Annotated in this window: 10 protein-coding genes, 16 tRNA genes and 1 rRNA gene (1 of these 27 cut by a window edge); 2 read left to right on the top strand and 25 right to left on the bottom strand. The window is 60.9% G+C overall.

Annotation, left to right across the window (positions count from 1 at the left end):
* Positions 1-69: 69 nt before the first annotated feature.
* A complete protein-coding gene (locus HGI30_RS06495; RefSeq protein ID WP_168906881.1) occupies positions 70-918 on the bottom strand; it encodes a hypothetical protein in 849 nt (282 codons plus the stop codon).
* A 116-nt stretch (positions 919-1,034) separates the two neighbouring features.
* Between HGI30_RS06495 and HGI30_RS06490 the strand changes: the two genes are divergently transcribed.
* Both HGI30_RS06490 and HGI30_RS06485 read left to right on the top strand, forming a co-directional pair.
* Positions 1,035-1,469, top strand: coding sequence for a hypothetical protein (locus tag HGI30_RS06490; RefSeq protein WP_168906880.1), 435 nt, complete (start codon positions 1,035-1,037; stop codon positions 1,467-1,469).
* A gap of 146 nt (positions 1,470-1,615) precedes the next feature.
* Positions 1,616-2,308, top strand: a complete 693-nt coding sequence (locus HGI30_RS06485; RefSeq protein WP_168906879.1) for a hypothetical protein — start codon at positions 1,616-1,618, stop codon at positions 2,306-2,308.
* A gap of 7 nt (positions 2,309-2,315) precedes the next feature.
* Here the strand turns inward: HGI30_RS06485 and HGI30_RS06480 are convergent, their stop codons facing one another.
* The 24 genes from HGI30_RS06480 to HGI30_RS06365 all read right to left on the bottom strand — a co-directional run.
* The gene (locus tag HGI30_RS06480; RefSeq protein WP_168906878.1) at positions 2,316-2,999 is read right to left on the bottom strand and encodes a response regulator; all 684 of its coding nucleotides are present in this window, start codon (positions 2,997-2,999) and stop codon (positions 2,316-2,318) included.
* Positions 2,996-4,000 carry a sensor histidine kinase gene (locus tag HGI30_RS06475; protein ID WP_235680343.1) on the bottom strand — a complete coding sequence of 335 codons (1,005 nt, stop codon included), beginning with the start codon at positions 3,998-4,000 and terminating at the stop codon, positions 2,996-2,998. Before HGI30_RS06475 ends, HGI30_RS06480 begins: the two co-directional genes overlap by 4 nt.
* A gap of 175 nt (positions 4,001-4,175) precedes the next feature.
* Positions 4,176-4,883, bottom strand: coding sequence for a PspA/IM30 family protein (locus HGI30_RS06470; RefSeq protein ID WP_168906877.1), 708 nt, complete (start codon positions 4,881-4,883; stop codon positions 4,176-4,178).
* 4 nt (positions 4,884-4,887) lie between these two features.
* Positions 4,888-5,367, bottom strand: a complete 480-nt coding sequence (locus tag HGI30_RS06465; protein ID WP_168906876.1) for a PspC domain-containing protein — start codon at positions 5,365-5,367, stop codon at positions 4,888-4,890.
* Between the two features lie 5 nt (positions 5,368-5,372).
* Entirely contained in the window at positions 5,373-6,044 is a 672-nt protein-coding gene (locus tag HGI30_RS06460) for a PspA/IM30 family protein (protein ID WP_168906875.1), read from the bottom strand.
* 39 nt (positions 6,045-6,083) lie between these two features.
* On the bottom strand, positions 6,084-6,380 hold the full coding sequence (locus HGI30_RS06455) for a LiaF transmembrane domain-containing protein (protein ID WP_168906874.1): 297 nt from the start codon (positions 6,378-6,380) through the stop codon (positions 6,084-6,086).
* Positions 6,381-6,634: 254 nt separating this feature from the next.
* The gene (locus HGI30_RS06450) at positions 6,635-12,706 is read right to left on the bottom strand and encodes a phosphodiester glycosidase family protein (RefSeq protein ID WP_168906873.1); all 6,072 of its coding nucleotides are present in this window, start codon (positions 12,704-12,706) and stop codon (positions 6,635-6,637) included.
* Positions 12,707-13,096: 390 nt separating this feature from the next.
* Positions 13,097-13,179 (bottom strand) — tRNA-Leu (locus HGI30_RS06445).
* A gap of 45 nt (positions 13,180-13,224) precedes the next feature.
* Positions 13,225-13,301: transfer RNA gene (locus HGI30_RS06440), tRNA-Arg, on the bottom strand.
* Positions 13,302-13,317: 16 nt separating this feature from the next.
* Positions 13,318-13,391: transfer RNA gene (locus HGI30_RS06435), tRNA-Cys, on the bottom strand.
* Positions 13,392-13,400: 9 nt separating this feature from the next.
* Positions 13,401-13,475, bottom strand: a tRNA-Gly gene (locus HGI30_RS06430).
* A gap of 3 nt (positions 13,476-13,478) precedes the next feature.
* Positions 13,479-13,553: transfer RNA gene (locus HGI30_RS06425), tRNA-Gln, on the bottom strand.
* Positions 13,554-13,562: 9 nt separating this feature from the next.
* Positions 13,563-13,638, bottom strand: a tRNA-His gene (locus HGI30_RS06420).
* A gap of 5 nt (positions 13,639-13,643) precedes the next feature.
* Positions 13,644-13,717, bottom strand: a tRNA-Trp gene (locus HGI30_RS06415).
* Between the two features lie 5 nt (positions 13,718-13,722).
* Positions 13,723-13,808 (bottom strand) — tRNA-Tyr (locus tag HGI30_RS06410).
* Positions 13,809-13,818: 10 nt separating this feature from the next.
* Positions 13,819-13,894 (bottom strand) — tRNA-Thr (locus HGI30_RS06405).
* Positions 13,895-13,911: 17 nt separating this feature from the next.
* Positions 13,912-13,987 (bottom strand) — tRNA-Phe (locus tag HGI30_RS06400).
* An 18-nt stretch (positions 13,988-14,005) separates the two neighbouring features.
* Positions 14,006-14,082: transfer RNA gene (locus tag HGI30_RS06395), tRNA-Asp, on the bottom strand.
* Between the two features lie 4 nt (positions 14,083-14,086).
* Positions 14,087-14,163, bottom strand: a tRNA-Met gene (locus tag HGI30_RS06390).
* 8 nt (positions 14,164-14,171) lie between these two features.
* Positions 14,172-14,247 (bottom strand) — tRNA-Val (locus tag HGI30_RS06385).
* A 70-nt stretch (positions 14,248-14,317) separates the two neighbouring features.
* Positions 14,318-14,392 (bottom strand) — tRNA-Glu (locus HGI30_RS06380).
* A 5-nt stretch (positions 14,393-14,397) separates the two neighbouring features.
* A tRNA-Ser gene (locus HGI30_RS06375) sits at positions 14,398-14,488 on the bottom strand.
* Positions 14,489-14,491: 3 nt separating this feature from the next.
* Positions 14,492-14,567: transfer RNA gene (locus HGI30_RS06370), tRNA-Asn, on the bottom strand.
* Positions 14,568-14,654: 87 nt separating this feature from the next.
* Positions 14,655-15,989: ribosomal RNA gene (locus HGI30_RS06365) — 23S ribosomal RNA — on the bottom strand (it continues 1,595 nt past the right edge of the window).

The raw sequence follows: 15,989 nt of genomic DNA, 5'->3' as shown, positions 1-15,989 counted from the left end.
TATTGATCTCACCCAATCTTCATGGGCCCTTCACGTTCGGCAGCCGTCGAGAGAAGGCGCTGCGGCGGCTCATGGAACGCCCGCCTCGCCCGTCAGCAGCGGAACGCCGATCGTAAGGGTTCCGCCGCCGCCCTCCTTGCCGGGCTTGGTCGCCGCCAGCTGCAGGTTCGCCCGCTCCGACCGTCCTCCCTCCGCCAGCCCGACCGCTCCGTCCAAGCGGCCGGAGGCGTAGGTCGACAGGATCATCACGTCATCCTCGTAGCGATCCAGCCGCCGCGCCTCGGCCGCGGCCAGGATGCGCTCCGCGCTGTCTCCCCGCAGCCCGCTTCCGCTTGCCTGGATCGAGAGAAGCGCGGAAGCGTCGTCCGCGCCGACGGCCCGCAGCGCGCCGAGCACCCGTTCCTGCGCCTGCTCGAGCACAGCCTTCGAGGCAAGCTCCGCCGATTGCAGCCGGATGACGGCTTCCACGGGCGCCGACTCCCCGTCCCCGCCGTGCAATCCGGAGAGGAGCCAATGGCCCGATTCGTCCGTCCGCTCCGCTTTCCATAGAATGCCCGATTCCGTCCCCGATTCATCCGTCAGGGGAGGAAGACTGCCATCCCCGCCTGCCAGCTCACCCGGCAGCCGCTCCGCCTGCTCCTTGGTCAGCCCCGGGACGAGCCAGCGAAGTCCCCAGCTTCCGCCCGCCGCGCCGCCGCTGAAGTCCGCCTCGGCCCATTGCCATAGCCGGCCCAGATCGCCCATCGAGGCCGACTGGAGCTGGCTCGACCGCGCCGGCTTGTCCCGCGCTCCCCATCCCGGCGCTCCCGCCTCGCGCGACGACGAGACGATAGCCAGCACCGCGAGCAGCAGCGCCGCCGCTCCCAGCCCGAACGCTTGTCTGGCCCGCCGCTTCCGGTCCGCTTCCCTCGCTTGCATTCGATCCGCTCCTTTTGGATAGCCCGAATTGGGTGTTTGACCATGCGCATCCGCCCGTAGGTGAATATACTGCATCATCCCATCCCGCACATCGGACCGAAAGGATGAATGGCAGCATGGAACCGATTCGACCACTTCACGAAGACCACATCAAGCAATTCTGCGGCATGCCCGTCTGCATGATTCTCAAGGACGGCACGCGCCATGTCGGCACGCTCACGGCCTGCCGCGACGGCCACGTTTTCCTGAACGGCGGCGAGGACTATCATGACCGGCGCTTCGCGTCCGCCGGCATCTCCGCCGCCAAGCCCGCAAGCAAGAACAAGGGCAAAAAAGGCAAGGCCGTCAAGGCGGCCGACAAGGAGCCCGAAGCCCATACCCAGGCGTTTCCGTTCCGCCCCGGCTATCCTTACGGCCCCGGCGGTGCCCAGGAAGCCGCTCCGGGATTCGGGCATCCGGGCGGCTATCCGCCGTACGGCTACGGCTTCGGCTGGGGTCCGGCCATCGGCGTCAGCCTGGCCGCTCTGGCGTTCCTGCTGCTCCTCATCTGACGGAGGCCCGGCATCACCGCATCCCTCGCGGCCCGGCAAGGCCAGCCTGCTTCGCTCTCTTCGGAGCGGAGCAGGCTGTTTGGCATCGCGCTGGATTCGGGTAAAGGAAAGCAACTTATCCTGCATGCCGAAGGAGGACGCTTCCCTTGCTCCAACCGTTGCATCGGATTTTCCCGCGCCGCTCGATCGAAAGGACTTCTCCCGTCCAGCCCGCCGCCGTCCGTCCCGAATCGTCCGCCTCCGCAGGCATCCCGTCCTGGAGCCTCCTTTACGGAGAGGCAGGAGGACAGATGAGAAGCGCGCTGTCGGAGGCGGCCTCCTGGACGGAAGCGGTCGCCGCCCAGCTGCTGGCCGTACGCCGCTTGCGGGAACGCCGCCGGCATCTGGAAAACGGCCGAAGCGTCCTGGACGTGCCCGGGCTCGGGGATGCCGTGCGCCGGCTCGAGAGCGGCTGGAACTCGCTGATGCTGCTGAGCTTCCGCTGCAGCGCGACGCTCAGCTCCGAGGTGGAAGCCGAGCTGGCCCGCTTGGCCGCTCATCCAGCCGCGGCAGCCGCCGGATTTTTCCCTTCGGGAACTTCCGGGCAAGGCAGGCTCCAGATCGACACGATCACCTTGAACCGACTGCTCGACGAGCGCCCCGACTCCGTGCTCCGCGCGCTCTACAGCGCCGAAGGACTGCTTCCTTGCGCCGAGAGCATCCTTACCGGACTGCTGGAGCTGCCTGCGCGCTCGCTGCTTTCCGATGCGCTCACGCTGCCGTATACGCAGTACAACGAGTACGGAGCGCCGGGCAGCTTCCTGCCTCCCCAAGGCTGGAGGCTGCACGAGAGCGTCTGAGAGCCCGCTATTCGAGCTCCAAATCATGCTTGTGCGCGTAGATCGCGGCTTGCGTGCGATCCTCGACGCCCAGCTTGTTCAGCACGTTCGTCACATGGAACTTGACCGTCTTGATGCTGATGAACAGCCGGTCCGCGATATCCTGGTTGGACAGCCCTTGGGCGACCAGCTTGAGCACGTCCATCTCCCGCTCCGTAAGCTCCTCGTGCGGAGCTTTTTGCGCGGCCGGCTTCGGCTGCCGGAAGCGGTTCATCATCTTGGCCGCGACCTGCGACTCCAGCACGGACTGCCCTCGGGACGCAGCCCGGATCGCGTCCGCGATCTCGCCGGCCCGGGACGTCTTCAGCAGATAGCTGAACGCTCCCGCCTCGATGACGGGATACAGCTTGCTATCGTCGAGATAGCTCGTCAGCACGATGACTCTCGTATCCGGGAGCTGCTCCATGATCTGCCGAGTCGTCTCGACGCCGTCCAGCTCCTCCATCACGAGATCCATCAGCACGACGTCCGGCTTGTACGCCAGCGCCAGCCGAATTCCCTCCTTGCCGTTGCCCGCCTCGCCGACGACCTCGATCCCGTCCTCGGTGTCCAGCACGGCCGCGAGGCCGATCCGCACCATCTCATGATCGTCGACCAGCAGCACCCGGATTGCCGGTGTCTCCTGGTCTTCGCCGCTCAATATCCCGCTCATGCCCCTATCCCCTTTCCGTCCTCGAGCGGCACCCACATCTCGATCGCCGTGCCTTCGCCCGGAGCCGTATTGACGGCGATCCGTCCGCCCAGCTCGTGGATGCGCTCTTCCATCGTCAGCAGACCGTAGGAGGCCTGCTTCTTCTCTTCCAGATCGAATCCAATCCCGTTGTCGGTGAAGCTCAGCTTGGCGAGCGATCCGTCCCGCCTCAGCGATATGTCCATCTTGCTCGCCTTGGCATGCCGCAGCGTGTTGGAAAGAGCCTCCTGCGCGATCCGGAACAGATGGTCCTCCGCGTTCGGATGGAACAGCAGCGTCCGGTCCACCTGGATGCTGATCTCCATCGGCACCTTGGCCTGCAGCTCCGAGACGAGCCTCTCCAGCGCCTGCGCGAGATCCTTGCCGTCGAGATGCACCGGCCGCAAATGCAGCAGCAGCGCCCTCATCTCGGACTGCGCGACCGCTGCCATCTCCTCGATCAGCTGCACTTGCCGGCGCGCTCTCTCCCAATCCTTCTCGATCGTCCGGCTGACGGCGGTAGCCGTCATGGATATGGCGAACAGCTGCTGGCTCACCGCGTCATGCAGCTCCCGCGAGAGCCGCTGGCGCTCTTCGATGACGGCGGTGAACTTCACCTGCTCCTGCCATTCCTCGCGCTCGCGCTCCTGCTCCTCTTCCTCCGGCAGCTCGCCTTCCTTCTTCGCCGTCGGAATCGTAATCGTCTTGCGGCGCGCGCCCTGCTGCTGATTGAGCTTGCGCAGCGCCTCCTTCAGCCTGCTCGTCTGTACCGAGCTCTTGAGCGCCGATGCCGCCATCGCGACCGCGATGATCGTCAATCCGTACAGAGCCGCTTTACCCTGCAGCGCGAAAAATTCCACATACCCGAGACCTTGCAGCAAGATCAGCAGCAATCCGAGCAAAATGAGCAGCCATAGCAGGATTTCCATTCTGTTGCGGCGGTTCGGTTCCCGCTCTCTTTCCGGAGGCTTCTTGGCGGACACTTCAGCTCCCCCTCTCTTTCTCTACTTTAACGCTTCCCGAGGCGTTGGAACAAGCTCCCGCAAGCGCACGAGTCCCCACAGCAGAACAAAGCCCCGAACCGTCAGCTTCAGCTGTCCGGTTTGGGGCTGCTGCAGGCGAGCGGCCGGCCTATACGGCGCCCTTCCCGTTTTATTCCTAGGAATCCTTCGACGTCTCCTCATCCGCAGCTGGCGTCGGATTCAGCTTGTTCTTGAGCAGACGGAGCTGCTCCTCGACCTTGAGCTGGTTCTCCGGCTTCGCTTCGGAGCGATATCCGCCCGTTCCCGGTCCGTACGGGGTGCGGAGCACGTCGGCTTCCGCCTCCAGGCGGAGGATCTTCTCCTCCATGCGGCCGAAGCCGCGCGAGGCGCTGCCCGAATCGATATGACCGACCGAGGACGTCTGGGACATCTGCTTTTTGGCCTTCGCCATCTGAGCGCGCGCCGCCAGCTCGTTGCGCTTGTTGCGCAGCTGGTAGAACTCATCCTTCATGCCGTACAGCTGGTGCTTCAGCTCGTCCGCCTGAGCTTTGGCTTCCGCGTGGAGACGGCTGAATTCCTCCGTCTTCTCGTCGAAGTACAGCTTCTCCTCCAGCATCGTCCGGGCCAGATCCTCCTGTCCCGAGCGCAGGGCCGCCTCGGCCTTGCTGTCGCGGTCCGCCGCGCTGCGCTGCGCTTCTTCGTGGCGCTGCTGCATGCGGCGCTCGCCCGCCATCTGCTTGGCGACGGTAACCTCCGCCTGGTGGATCTCCTGCTCCATGTCGCGCAGGTATTGGTTGAGCATGATGACCGGATCTTCCATCTTGTCCAGCACCTCATGCATCGACGCCTTCGTAATATCCTTCATCCGTTTGAAAATACCCATGTTGTCATTCTCCCTTCTCGTACTTCGCGAGTTTGGCTTTCAAATCGTCCAGCTCCTTGCGGAGCGCCTTTTTCTCCAGATCGTCCATCATTTTGTCCAGCTCGGACGCGGAAGGCTCCGAGGCTTCCTTCCAAGCCGGGTCGTGAGAACCGGCACCGTATTGCGGCGGGTTGCGGTAAGGGCCGCCGTAAGGGCCGTCCTGGCGCCGGCGCGGATCGAAGCCGTAGCCTTGCTCCGGACGCTGCGGGCCGCCGTAGCCGCCGTATGGACCGTAACCTCCGGGCGGGTAGGAGTCATAAGGAGGCTCCTTCGGAATGACAAGCGCCGCCAGGATATAGACCAGAATCGCGGCCCCGCTCGTGCAGATCGCCAGGATGATGATGAGGATGCGGAGCAGATTGACATCGACGTTGAAGTAGTCGGACAATCCGCCGCTGAGCCCGGTCATGATCTTCTTCTGTCTGGACCGGTAAAGTTGCTTCATGTCGGTCAGCCTCCTTGTCCTAGCTTTCGTTTGAGCTGCTCGAGCTCAAGCTCGACCTTGGGATTGACGGCTCCGCGCTCGGCAGCCGCGAAGTCCGGGCCGCCTTGCCTGAGGTCTCGCAGGCTGCGGGCCTCATGCTCCAAGCCGCTGATGCGGTCGTCCAGACGGCGGAACATGCCTTCCGGCTTGCCCCCGGCGCCTGCCGCGCTGTAGCGCGAATTCATGCGCTGCTGCAGCTTGAGCGATTCCATGCGGGCCGAGTAATACTCCCGTTTGTCGTAGACGATCTGGTACTCGCTGCGCATCTCCTGCAGCGTCTTTTCCAGATCCTCCATGTTGAGCCGGCTCTGCTCGTACAGGTCGCGGTACTGAGCCGAGCGCTCCTCCGCGGATGCCTTTTCGTGAAGGGCGATGCGCGCCAGCTGCTCTTCGCCGGCTTTCAGTGCCGTCACCGCTTGCTGCTCTCTCTTCTCCCTCTGCTGCTCCGCCTGGAGCCATTGCATTTTCAGATGCTGTCCATGTGCCGAGTACTGGGCGTGCAGCCGTTCGGACTGAATGATCTCCTCCCGCGTCGCCCAGAGGAATTGGTCGATCAGCTTGACCGGATCCTCGGCTTTTTCAAGATGCTCGTTCAAGGTCGCGAGCGTGATGTCTCGAACTCGTCTGATGATGCTCATCCTATATCCTCCTTAGCAGGCGCTTATGCGACAGCGCGATCAGTAGGTACGTCCTTCTTTAAGCTTCGATACGCCCCAAGCGATCAGGCCGACCGCCAGCAGCAGCAGGAACAGGCCAGACAGCTTGCCGAGCAGGATAATGACGCCGATAAAGGCGAGAATGCCGCCGATCAGCTTGTTGCCGTTGCGCCATCCGATGTAGCCGAGGCCGATCAGGATCAGAGGGAACAGCAGCGAGACGACCCAGTTGATTAAATGTCCAAGCCCCAGGAATTTCATCGCGACCAGAACACCTGCCGCAATCAAGATCAAGCCTACCGTCGAGTTCTTTTTCATCGTTGATTGTCACCGCCTTCCGGACCATTGGTCGTTTGCTTCATGTCTTTATTCTAGGTCAGATGCGCTTTTCCCAAAACGGACCTCGGAACGTTTCTTGACCTGGACTCAAGTCGGGGGCTACCTCCACCTGCTGTCCGGTAGCGTCCCGGACCGATCGGCATCGCGAAAGAGGGCGTCCCGCGGACGCCCTCTTTTCAGCATTTCGATGCTCTTGAATGCAATTCGACCAGCCGTTCCGCATTTGAGCAGGCTTAATCCGCCGCGCCCGTCTCCAGCAAGGCCAAAAGGCGCTGGATCATCCTCGCGGCTTCCGCCCGAGTTCCGCTCGCGTCCGGCAGGAACCGGCCGTTTCCGGCTCCCTCGATCAGGCCGAGAGCTTGCGCCTGGCCGATCGCCTGCTTGGCCCAAGCCGCCATGCGTGCCGCATCGCGGAAGGCCGTGCCCGCTGCCCCGTCCGGGAGAGCCTGCTCGGCTCGAAGCGCGTACGCTCGAATCAGCATCGCGGCCATTTCCTGCCGCTGGATCGAACGATCCGGCTCGAAGCGCCCCGTGCCCGAACCTTGCGCCAGGCCGGCATGGCGGGCTTGCGCGAGTTCGGCGGCATGCCGGCTGTCCGCCGGAACGTCCGAATACCCGGCATCGCCCTCGGCCCCCTCCAGCCGGAGGGCCCGGACCAGCATGGCCGCGAACTCGGCGCGCGTGACGTTGCGTCCCGGCTCGAACGCGCCGCGGCCGTCGCCTTGCACGATCAGCCTCGCCGTCAGCGACTGGATGGCATCGCTTGCCCAGTGGCCGGTCGGCACGTCGGCATAGGCTCGGTCGAACGACAGCGCTCCATAAAGACCGGCCTCCTTGATTTCAGCGGCAACCCAGGCGCCGCCCGCAGCCTTCTCGAAGCGGAGCGTGCCGTCTGGAAGCAGCCGGTAGAAGCCCGTACGATGCGGATCAGACTTGTCCTGGAGCAGCTCCAGCCCGATCGGCCCTTCCAAGGACGCGATCGTCCTGCCCTCCGGCCCTGCCAGCTCCAGCGACCACTGCCTCAGCTCGCTCGTAGCGGACAAGATTGCGCCGTAGCGGGAGGACGCTGCAGCCAGCAGCTTCTCCGCATCCTGCGGAAGGGACTTCAGAACGATGCTCTCGCCTGCGGCATCAGATCCATCGCCGGAGAGCCGGCTCCATAGCTTGCGCAGCGTTTCCGCCGGAATGGTGACTCGGATTCGATCCGATTCAATCCGCAGCGCCCGTCCATCGAGCAGCTCGACAGCTCGACTCGGAACGACAATCCGGCTCGGCCAGTCCGAGACGCTCACGACTACGGCTCCATCCTGCCCGCCGCCGCTCAGCTGCTCTTCCGTCAGCACTAGCTCATCCTCAGATGGAGCCGGTCCTGGCGTCGGCTGGACACCGCCTGGGTCCGGCGCCGGCGATGCCGGGATGCTAGGCGTCGGACTTGGCGTAGGGTCCGGTGTCGGACTCGGCGTAGGGTCCGGTGTCGGACTCGGCGTAGGGTCCGGTGTCGGACTCGGCGTAGGGTCCGGTGTCGGACTCGGCGTCGGCGAAGGATCCGGAGAAGGAGCTGCCGGCTTCGCGACCTCCAGCTCGTAGCCGTCCTTCCACTCTCCGTAGACGGCCGTCACGACCGTCCTGCCTTCTCCGACCGCCTTCAGATAGCCGTCTTGGACGATCGCCACGGACTCATCCGCCGTCCCGTAGGCAGCTCCCTGCAGCAGATGACGGGAACCGTCGCTGTATACCGCCTCGGTGACCAGCGCGGCGCCTTCTCCCGGCGCCAGCTTTTTCGGTCCTTGCAGTCGGATCGACGCAAGCATCGGCTCTTTTTCCGTGACTTCCAGCTCGTAGCTGGCCTTGAGGTCTCCGAGCTCCGCCTGGATGATCGCGCGGCCGACCTGATGGGCGGTGACGGTGCCGTCGCGGTCCACCGTCGCGACCCGTTGCTCCGAGCTGGTATAAGCAACGTTCTCCCGCACCGCTTCGACACGGCCAGACGCATACACCGCTTCGGTTACGACCGTATCCGTATCTCCGGGCTTGAGCTGCAGCTTGCCGGTCAGCCGCAGGGAAGCCGGCTTCTCCGCCTCGCGGCCAGGGATGCGCAGCGAATCGACGATGCTGCCGTCCAGCTTCTTTGCCGTCAGCTGAATCTCCTTCTCGCCGATCTCAATCGACGTATAGATCTGCTCGTCTCCATCGAAGATCTTCTCCTGCCAGAACCGCTCCGTCAACGCGTAGAACTTCGGTCCGGAAGAGCCTCCGATGACGTAGCGGGTGCCGGCCTCTTCCGCAGCGATCTGCCCTTCCTTCATCGGATAGCTTCTCATGTAGATATGGTCATGGCCATTCAGCACGAGATCGACCTTATGCTTATCGATGACAGGCACCCACAGCTGCTGGACCTTCTCGTTTGAATAAATGCTGCCGTAAGGACCTTGATGGAACACGAGGATGGTCCATCTCGCTTCGGATGCGGCCAGGTCGCGGTCAAGCCATTCCGCTTGCGCCTTCAGGCCTTCGTCAGCCTGCTCGGTATCGAGCACGACGACATGGGTGTTGTTGATGTCGAAGGAGTAGCTCGTTCCCGGAGCCGCCGAGGAACCGTTGCCCGGCGTATAGAATTGCGCCCGGAAATCGCCGCTTCCATTGGTGCCCATGACCTCGTGGTTGCCGATGACCGGCACGAGCGTCGACGAGCGGAGCGCTTGTCCGGCTTCGCTGAACCACCAGTTCCACTGCTCCTGCTCAAAGCCTTTGTCCACCATGTCGCCTGCATGAAGGATCAGATCGGCATCCGGAACATCCGCCAGCGCCCGCTTCAACGTATCTCCCCAAAGCTTGAAGCCCGCCTGATCGCCTGCCTGCGAATCGCCGAAGAACAGCAGGCGGGTCCGCCCTCCATCATCCGCGCTCGTGCGGAACGACCCTTCGGAGCTCCAGGCAGAGCTCCCGTCGCCGACCCGGTACACATATTCGGTATCCGGCTCCAGGCCGATGGACTTCGCCCGATGAAGGCGCAGCGTGCCGTCGTTGTCCGTCGTATACAGGCTCGACGTTCCTTCGATCCGTTGGACCTCGCCGTTCCCGAAGCCCGCGAATGCCTCCCGCTTCGCCAGCTCGACGACCGTGACGCTCGTCTCGGGCGAAGTCTGCCAGGCGAACAGCCGCTCCGTCGATGCGTCCGTGCCGACCGCAACGTTGACGTTCTGCGGGGCTGCAGAGCCTGCCGGAGCAGCCACCGTGTAGCGCAGCAGCGCGCTGTACGACGTTCCCGACACCGCCTGCAGCGTGTAGGCTCCTGCCTTGGCCGCAGCTTCGGCGCTCCGGATGATGCCGCTCTCTCCTGCGGAGCCGTCGCTTACTTCGATGCCATTCAAAAGCAGCTTAGCCCCCGACACGCCGACCCCTTGCCGCAGGACAGTGAATGCTGCCGGTTCTCCGAGCGCGATTTCATGCGGCTTCCAGCTCAAAGAAAGCTCCGGACGCACGACCGCCTCGATATCCGGTCCGGCGAACTCGATCGTCTTGCCTTCTCCTTCCGTCGACTGCACAGAGCCGGAATCGAAGCGGATGGCGAACGGCCTCGACAGCTCTCCCTTCGCTTCCTCCAGCGTATGGGGGCCGACATAACCGCTGTCGACGGTGTACTGGATCGAGGCGATCGGTTCTTCGTCCGACAAATCCGCCTCATGCAGCTGGTTGAAGTTCAGGCGAATTTCGCCTTGCGCCTCATCCATCACCGTTTCCACCTGCTGATCCGTGACCCGATCCCCCAGCCTCACCTCCACGTTCCTCGCCGCTTTCGGATCGAAGCGGAACGCAATATGCCCTTCCTTCAGCTTGGATGCTTTTATCGCTCGGATTTCAACCTCGTACGTCCCTCCGGGATGAAGTTCGCTCGGAGTCTCATAGTCATAATACGGCGAGCCCAGATTGACGCTGAAATACCAGGTCTGGATCGTCTGGTTGCCGGCCAGATCCCTTACCGCTACCTTGACCTTATGCCTTCCTTCGGCCAGCGGCTCCCGCGGCTTGTAGGAAATCTCCCCTTTCGGAGGGTACAAGCCATGCTCGACCTGACGGTCGTCGAGATAGACTCGGATCGAAGCCGGATCGATTTGCGTCGTGCCCGGGTGCTGGACCGGATCGTAGCCGGCATCTTCCGCCGTCACCGCGATCATCGGCGTAGCCGTCGTCACCCGCTCATTCGGGGCCGGCGAAGCTTTTTTGAGCACCGGTGGCTCGTGATCTTCCTCCAGGGGGCCATAGACCGCTCTGATCTCATCGATGTAGAGCGTGCCTGCCGTTTTATTCGTATTTTTCGTCTCCATATAGCGGACCGGCATGTCCATCGTGAGCGGCAGCGCCTTCCCCTTCGGCACCGCTGCCTCGACATAGCGCCAGCCTGTCCAGTCGACGCCGACCACCTGGTCGGTGAAGTCGATCGCCACCGCAGCGTTGTTGCCGTCTCTTATTTGCCCGCGCAGCCAGTGCTTCTTTCCGTCGCCGTACACCCACATGCTGATCTTCTCGGGATAGCCTGGAATCTGGATGCGGGCTTCTTGGGATACGGCGCTGAGATAAGCTCCGGACGTTCCCGTTTTGCCGGTGAAATCGTAGTCCAGCTTCAGCGCTTTTTGTCCGTTGCGAACGAAGTCCGGATCGGCCGTGTCCGATATGTGGACCGAGTTGAAAGCAGCCCCTGATGCCTGATAAGCCGACAGCCCCTGCTCGAACGTCTCCAGCAAAGCAGGCGGAACGCCGACGCTGACGTCCATCGACGCTTCGATTCCGCTGTAGCTGACGACGATTTTGCCATGAATGCCCGTTTCTTCCGTTGCCGCAAAGACGCCGTCCGCATCGATCGTGCCGATATCGCCTTCGACTCGCCACTGCAAGCTCCGATTATCCGCCTGAATGACTTGTCCGTCCCTCAATACGCAAACGTCCAGTTTTTCTCTCGCGCCGCTGGAGAACGTCCTTGCCTTGTCTGAAAACTCCAGGCTGGTAATGACGTCCACCACCTCGATCCGAGCCGCCCCGCTTGCCTGTCCGGCCACCGCATGGATAACGCCGCTGCCCGCGCTCGTCCCGGAGCGGAAGCTTCCATCGCCGCCTATCGTGCCGATCCCGTCTTCGACGCTCCAGACCGGCTCGCCCGGCAGCGGAGCAGGATGTCCGTTGCGATCCACGCCTGCCGCCGTGAAAGAAAACGACGAGCCGGCCAAAATCCGCTCGGTCGAAGGCTGTATCGCTAGAGAGGCCGCTGCCCCGGATTCAGGCGCCGTGCTGACGAGCAGCAGACCGTTCCCGGTCTTGCGCTCAAAGCCGTCCGAGCCGCGATTCAGCATGAGCGACCGAGAGGAGCCCGGCATGCGGGCAATGAATGTCGAGGAGCCGCCTCCGTCCAAATTCATCGCCTGCACGATGCCCATATCCTTCATCATTTCGCCCAGCTCTTCGGTCTCGACGCCTTCGCTGAACCCAGGCGCTCTCCCGTCGACCTCGAACAGAACGACGCTCCCGTCGGCTTTGGTGCCGATCGCGGTACGAGGATGTACGCCTGCCGGGCCGACTCCTGCCTGAACTACGCCATCCTTGACGAGCGGTCCCATTCCGCCGATAATCAGCTTCGCCTCCCGCCAAGGCTCGTCCAAGAGGAATGAAGCGGCTATTTCGTCGCCGACCTTCAATCCGCTGACCGCAGCTTTCGCCGTACCGGAAGCAGATAAAACAACCGTTCCTTCCTTCAACGTCGTATCGCCCTTGTTCGATCTGATCTCGGCGACCTGGAGCGTCATTTTTTGACCGCTCTTCACCTCTCCTTCCTTCACCGCAAGCACATATTCGTCTCCATCCGGCGAGGTATGCGTCGATGCGGAGTAATCCGAAGTGTATAAGACGAGCTGATTCAGATCGCGTTGACGATTGATGCTGGTGAGAGCATGCGAGCTGCCCATGATCTCAATCGTTTTCGTCAGCTTCGGCATGCCATATAGCGAGAGGCCGTCTGCCGTCAGTCCGAAAGCATACGAAGAGATGCCGCTATTGAGGATGCGCCCTTCATCGACAAACAGCCCGTTCGGAACTCCCCTCGCGAATCCGGATATCTCGTAAAAATCCCCGTTGATCCCTGCAATGACGCGATTCCCCGGCTGGTCCGCATGGGCAGCCATTTCCGTTACCCCTTTCATGCCGTAGACGTTGCCGTCCTTCAGCCCCGCCCGCAGCTCGAGGCCGTTCGTACCCGGGAGGAACGATACCGCATGGACTTTCTGTTTGCCTCGTTCATCCTCGATGTCCTGCCACACATAGGTAGCTCCCGGAACCAGCTCAACCTGCCTGGAGTCTACGACCCGTCCATATTGCGGTGCCGGAGTAGCAGCATACGCATGGAAGGTCCATGCCTGTTGCAGCAACGATACGATAAGAATCGCGATAAAAACGGAATACCCGAATTTGGTTCTTGCTCTCATTCTCATTCCCCCTTTAGTACGAATGATTGAACTTGTCCTCATCGCAGTACCCCCCTCATCCTATTCCTTCAACATCAGCTCCTTATCATCTGAATATAAATTTCATATTAATATTTCATATTTAACTTTTATTTCATAATTTTAATTCTCTCGGTCTTGTCGAAGATATCCTACGAAAAGCACAAAAAACCCTTAGGAAAATATTCCTAAGGGTTTTTTACGCGATGCTGGTGAAGGGACTCGAACCCCCACTCCGTCTCCGGAAGCGGATTTTGAGTCCGCCGCGTCTGCCATTCCGCCACACCAGCATATTGAGACTTGCAATTGCTCGTAAAATAAAAAAATTCCGCTTGTGGCGTGCCCTAAGAGATTCGAACTCCTGACCTTTTGATTCGTAGTCAAATGCTCTATCCAGCTGAGCTAAGGGCACACGTCAAGCAAAGAAATGGAGGCGCCACCCAGACTCGAACTGGGGGTAAAGCTTTTGCAGAGCTTTGCCTTACCACTTGGCTATGGCGCCTCAATCAAATGGAGCGGAAGACGGGAATCGAACCCGCGACCCTCGCCTTGGCAAGGCGATGCTCTACCGCTGAGCCACTTCCGCAAATGGCTGGGGATTCAGGGATCGAACCTGAGAATGACGGAGTCAAAGTCCGTTGCCTTACCGCTTGGCTAATCCCCAATAACAAGATGGGGCGATCGAGGGGAATTGAACCCCCGAATGCCGGAACCACAATCCGGTGCGTTAACCACTTCGCCACGATCGCCATGGTGGCAGGGGCAGCAGGAATTGAACCCACACTAACGGTTTTGGAGACCGCTGTTCTACCTTTAAACTATGCCCCTAAAACTGGTGGAGGATGATGGATTCGAACCACCGAACTCGTCAGAGAACAGATTTACAGTCTGCTGCGTTTGGCCACTTCGCTAATCCTCCATGGAAAAGCTGGTGCCGCCGAGAGGACTTGAACCCCCAACCTACTGATTACAAGTCAGTTGCTCTACCAGTTGAGCTACAGCGGCATATTCAATTTTCAAAATGGTGGCTCGGGACGGAATCGAACCGCCGACACAAGGATTTTCAGTCCTTTGCTCTACCAACTGAGCTACCGAGCCTGACATTTGATAAAAAAATGGCGGAGCTGACGGGATTCGAACCCGCGGTCTCCTGCGTGACAGGCAGGCATGTTAGGCCTCTACACCACAGCTCCGTATTGGTTGCGGGGACAGGATTTGAACCTGTGACCTTCGGGTTATGAGCCCGACGAGCTACCGGACTGCTCCACCCCGCGGTAGTTCATGGTGGAAGCTGAGGGGATCGAACCCCCGACCCTCTGCTTGTAAGGCAGATGCTCTCCCAGCTGAGCTAAGCTTCCAAAACAATTGCAACAGCTTGTATTAATATACCTTAGAACGATAACCAATATCAAGCCATTGAAAGAAAAATGGTGACCCGTAGGGGATTCGAACCCCTGTTACCTCCGTGAAAGGGAGGTGTCTTAACCCCTTGACCAACGGGCCATATCTGGCGGAGAGCGAGAGATTCGAACTCTCGATACGCGATTAACGTATACACGATTTCCAATCGTGCTCCTTCGACCACTCGGACAGCTCTCCAGATGGCTCCCCGAACAGGACTCGAACCTGTGACAACTCGATTAACAGTCGAGTGCTCTACCAACTGAGCTATCAGGGAATATAAAGCGATGGGTTGCTTCAGGACTTGCGCCCTGAAAACTGGATCGAACGAAATGCCGTGCTGACCGGCTGTGTCTTGCTTGAATAGGATAAGCCCTCGACCGATTAGTACTCGTCAGCTGCACACGTTGCCGCGCTTCCACCTCGAGCCTATCAACCTGGTCGTCTACCAGGGGTCTTACATACTGGGAAATCTCATCTTGAGGGGGGCTTCGCGCTTAGATGCTTTCAGCGCTTATCCCGTCCGTACGTAGCTACCCAGCGGTGCTCCTGGCGGAACAACTGGTACACCAGCGGTACGTCCATCCCGGTCCTCTCGTACTAAGGACAGCTCCTCTCAAATTTCCTGCGCCCACGACAGATAGGGACCGAACTGTCTCACGACGTTCTGAACCCAGCTCGCGTACCGCTTTAATGGGCGAACAGCCCAACCCTTGGGACCTACTTCAGCCCCAGGATGCGATGAGCCGACATCGAGGTGCCAAACCTCCCCGTCGATGTGGACTCTTGGGGGAGATAAGCCTGTTATCCCCAGGGTAGCTTTTATCCGTTGAGCGATGGCCCTTCCATTCGGTACCACCGGATCACTAAGCCCGACTTTCGTCCCTGCTCGACTTGTAGGTCTCGCAGTCAAGCTCCCTTATGCCTTTGCACGCTGCGAATGATTTCCAACCATTCTGAGGGAACCTTTGGGCGCCTCCGTTACATTTTAGGAGGCGACCGCCCCAGTCAAACTGCCCGCCTGACACGGTCCCTGCACCGGTTTCACGGTGCCAGGTTAGAACTCCGATACGATCAGGGTGGTATCCCAACGGCGCCTCCCCCGAAGCTGGCGCTCCGGATTCCTAGGCTCCCACCTATCCTGTACAGATCGTACCAAAGTCCAATATCAAGCTGCAGTAAAGCTCCATGGGGTCTTTCCGTCTTGTCGCGGGTAACCTGCATCTTCACAGGTAGTAAAATTTCACCGGATCTCTCGTTGAGACAGCGCCCAAGTCGTTACGCCATTCGTGCGGGTCAGAATTTACCTGACAAGGAATTTCGCTACCTTAGGACCGTTATAGTTACGGCCGCCGTTTACTGGGGCTTCGGTTCACAGCTTCGGGTTGCCCCTAACCGCTCCCCTTAACCTTCCAGCACCGGGCAGGCGTCAGCCCGTATACTTCGCCTTACGGCTTCGCACAGACCTGTGTTTTTGCTAAACAGTCGCTTGGGCCTTTTCACTGCGGCCCCCTCGGGCTATTCACCCTACCGAGGCACCCCTTCTCCCGAAGTTACGGGGTCATGTTGCCGAGTTCCTTAACGAGAGTTACTCCGCGCGCCTTAGCATGCTCTGCTCGCCTACCTGTGTCGGTTTGCGGTACGGGCACCTTCGCCTGGCTAGAGGCTTTTCTTGGCAGCCGGAGATCATGACCTTCGG

Origin of the sequence: Paenibacillus albicereus (assembly GCF_012676905.1) — a bacterium.
GTDB lineage: Bacteria > Bacillota > Bacilli > Paenibacillales > Paenibacillaceae > Paenibacillus_O > Paenibacillus_O albicereus.
The sequence above is the reverse complement of the archived record's forward strand: the minus strand, read 5'-3'. Positions and strand labels throughout refer to the sequence as shown.

Coding starts and splice junctions, on each gene's coding strand:
- HGI30_RS06495 (WP_168906881.1), bottom strand. CDS start 918: ATGCAAGCGAGGGAAGCGGACCGGAAGCGGCGGGCCAGACAAGCGTTC.
- HGI30_RS06490 (WP_168906880.1), top strand. CDS start 1,035: ATGGAACCGATTCGACCACTTCACGAAGACCACATCAAGCAATTCTGC.
- HGI30_RS06480 (WP_168906878.1), bottom strand. CDS start 2,999: ATGAGCGGGATATTGAGCGGCGAAGACCAGGAGACACCGGCAATCCGG.
- HGI30_RS06470 (WP_168906877.1), bottom strand. CDS start 4,883: ATGGGTATTTTCAAACGGATGAAGGATATTACGAAGGCGTCGATGCAT.
- HGI30_RS06465 (WP_168906876.1), bottom strand. CDS start 5,367: ATGAAGCAACTTTACCGGTCCAGACAGAAGAAGATCATGACCGGGCTC.
- HGI30_RS06460 (WP_168906875.1), bottom strand. CDS start 6,044: ATGAGCATCATCAGACGAGTTCGAGACATCACGCTCGCGACCTTGAAC.
- HGI30_RS06455 (WP_168906874.1), bottom strand. CDS start 6,380: ATGAAAAAGAACTCGACGGTAGGCTTGATCTTGATTGCGGCAGGTGTT.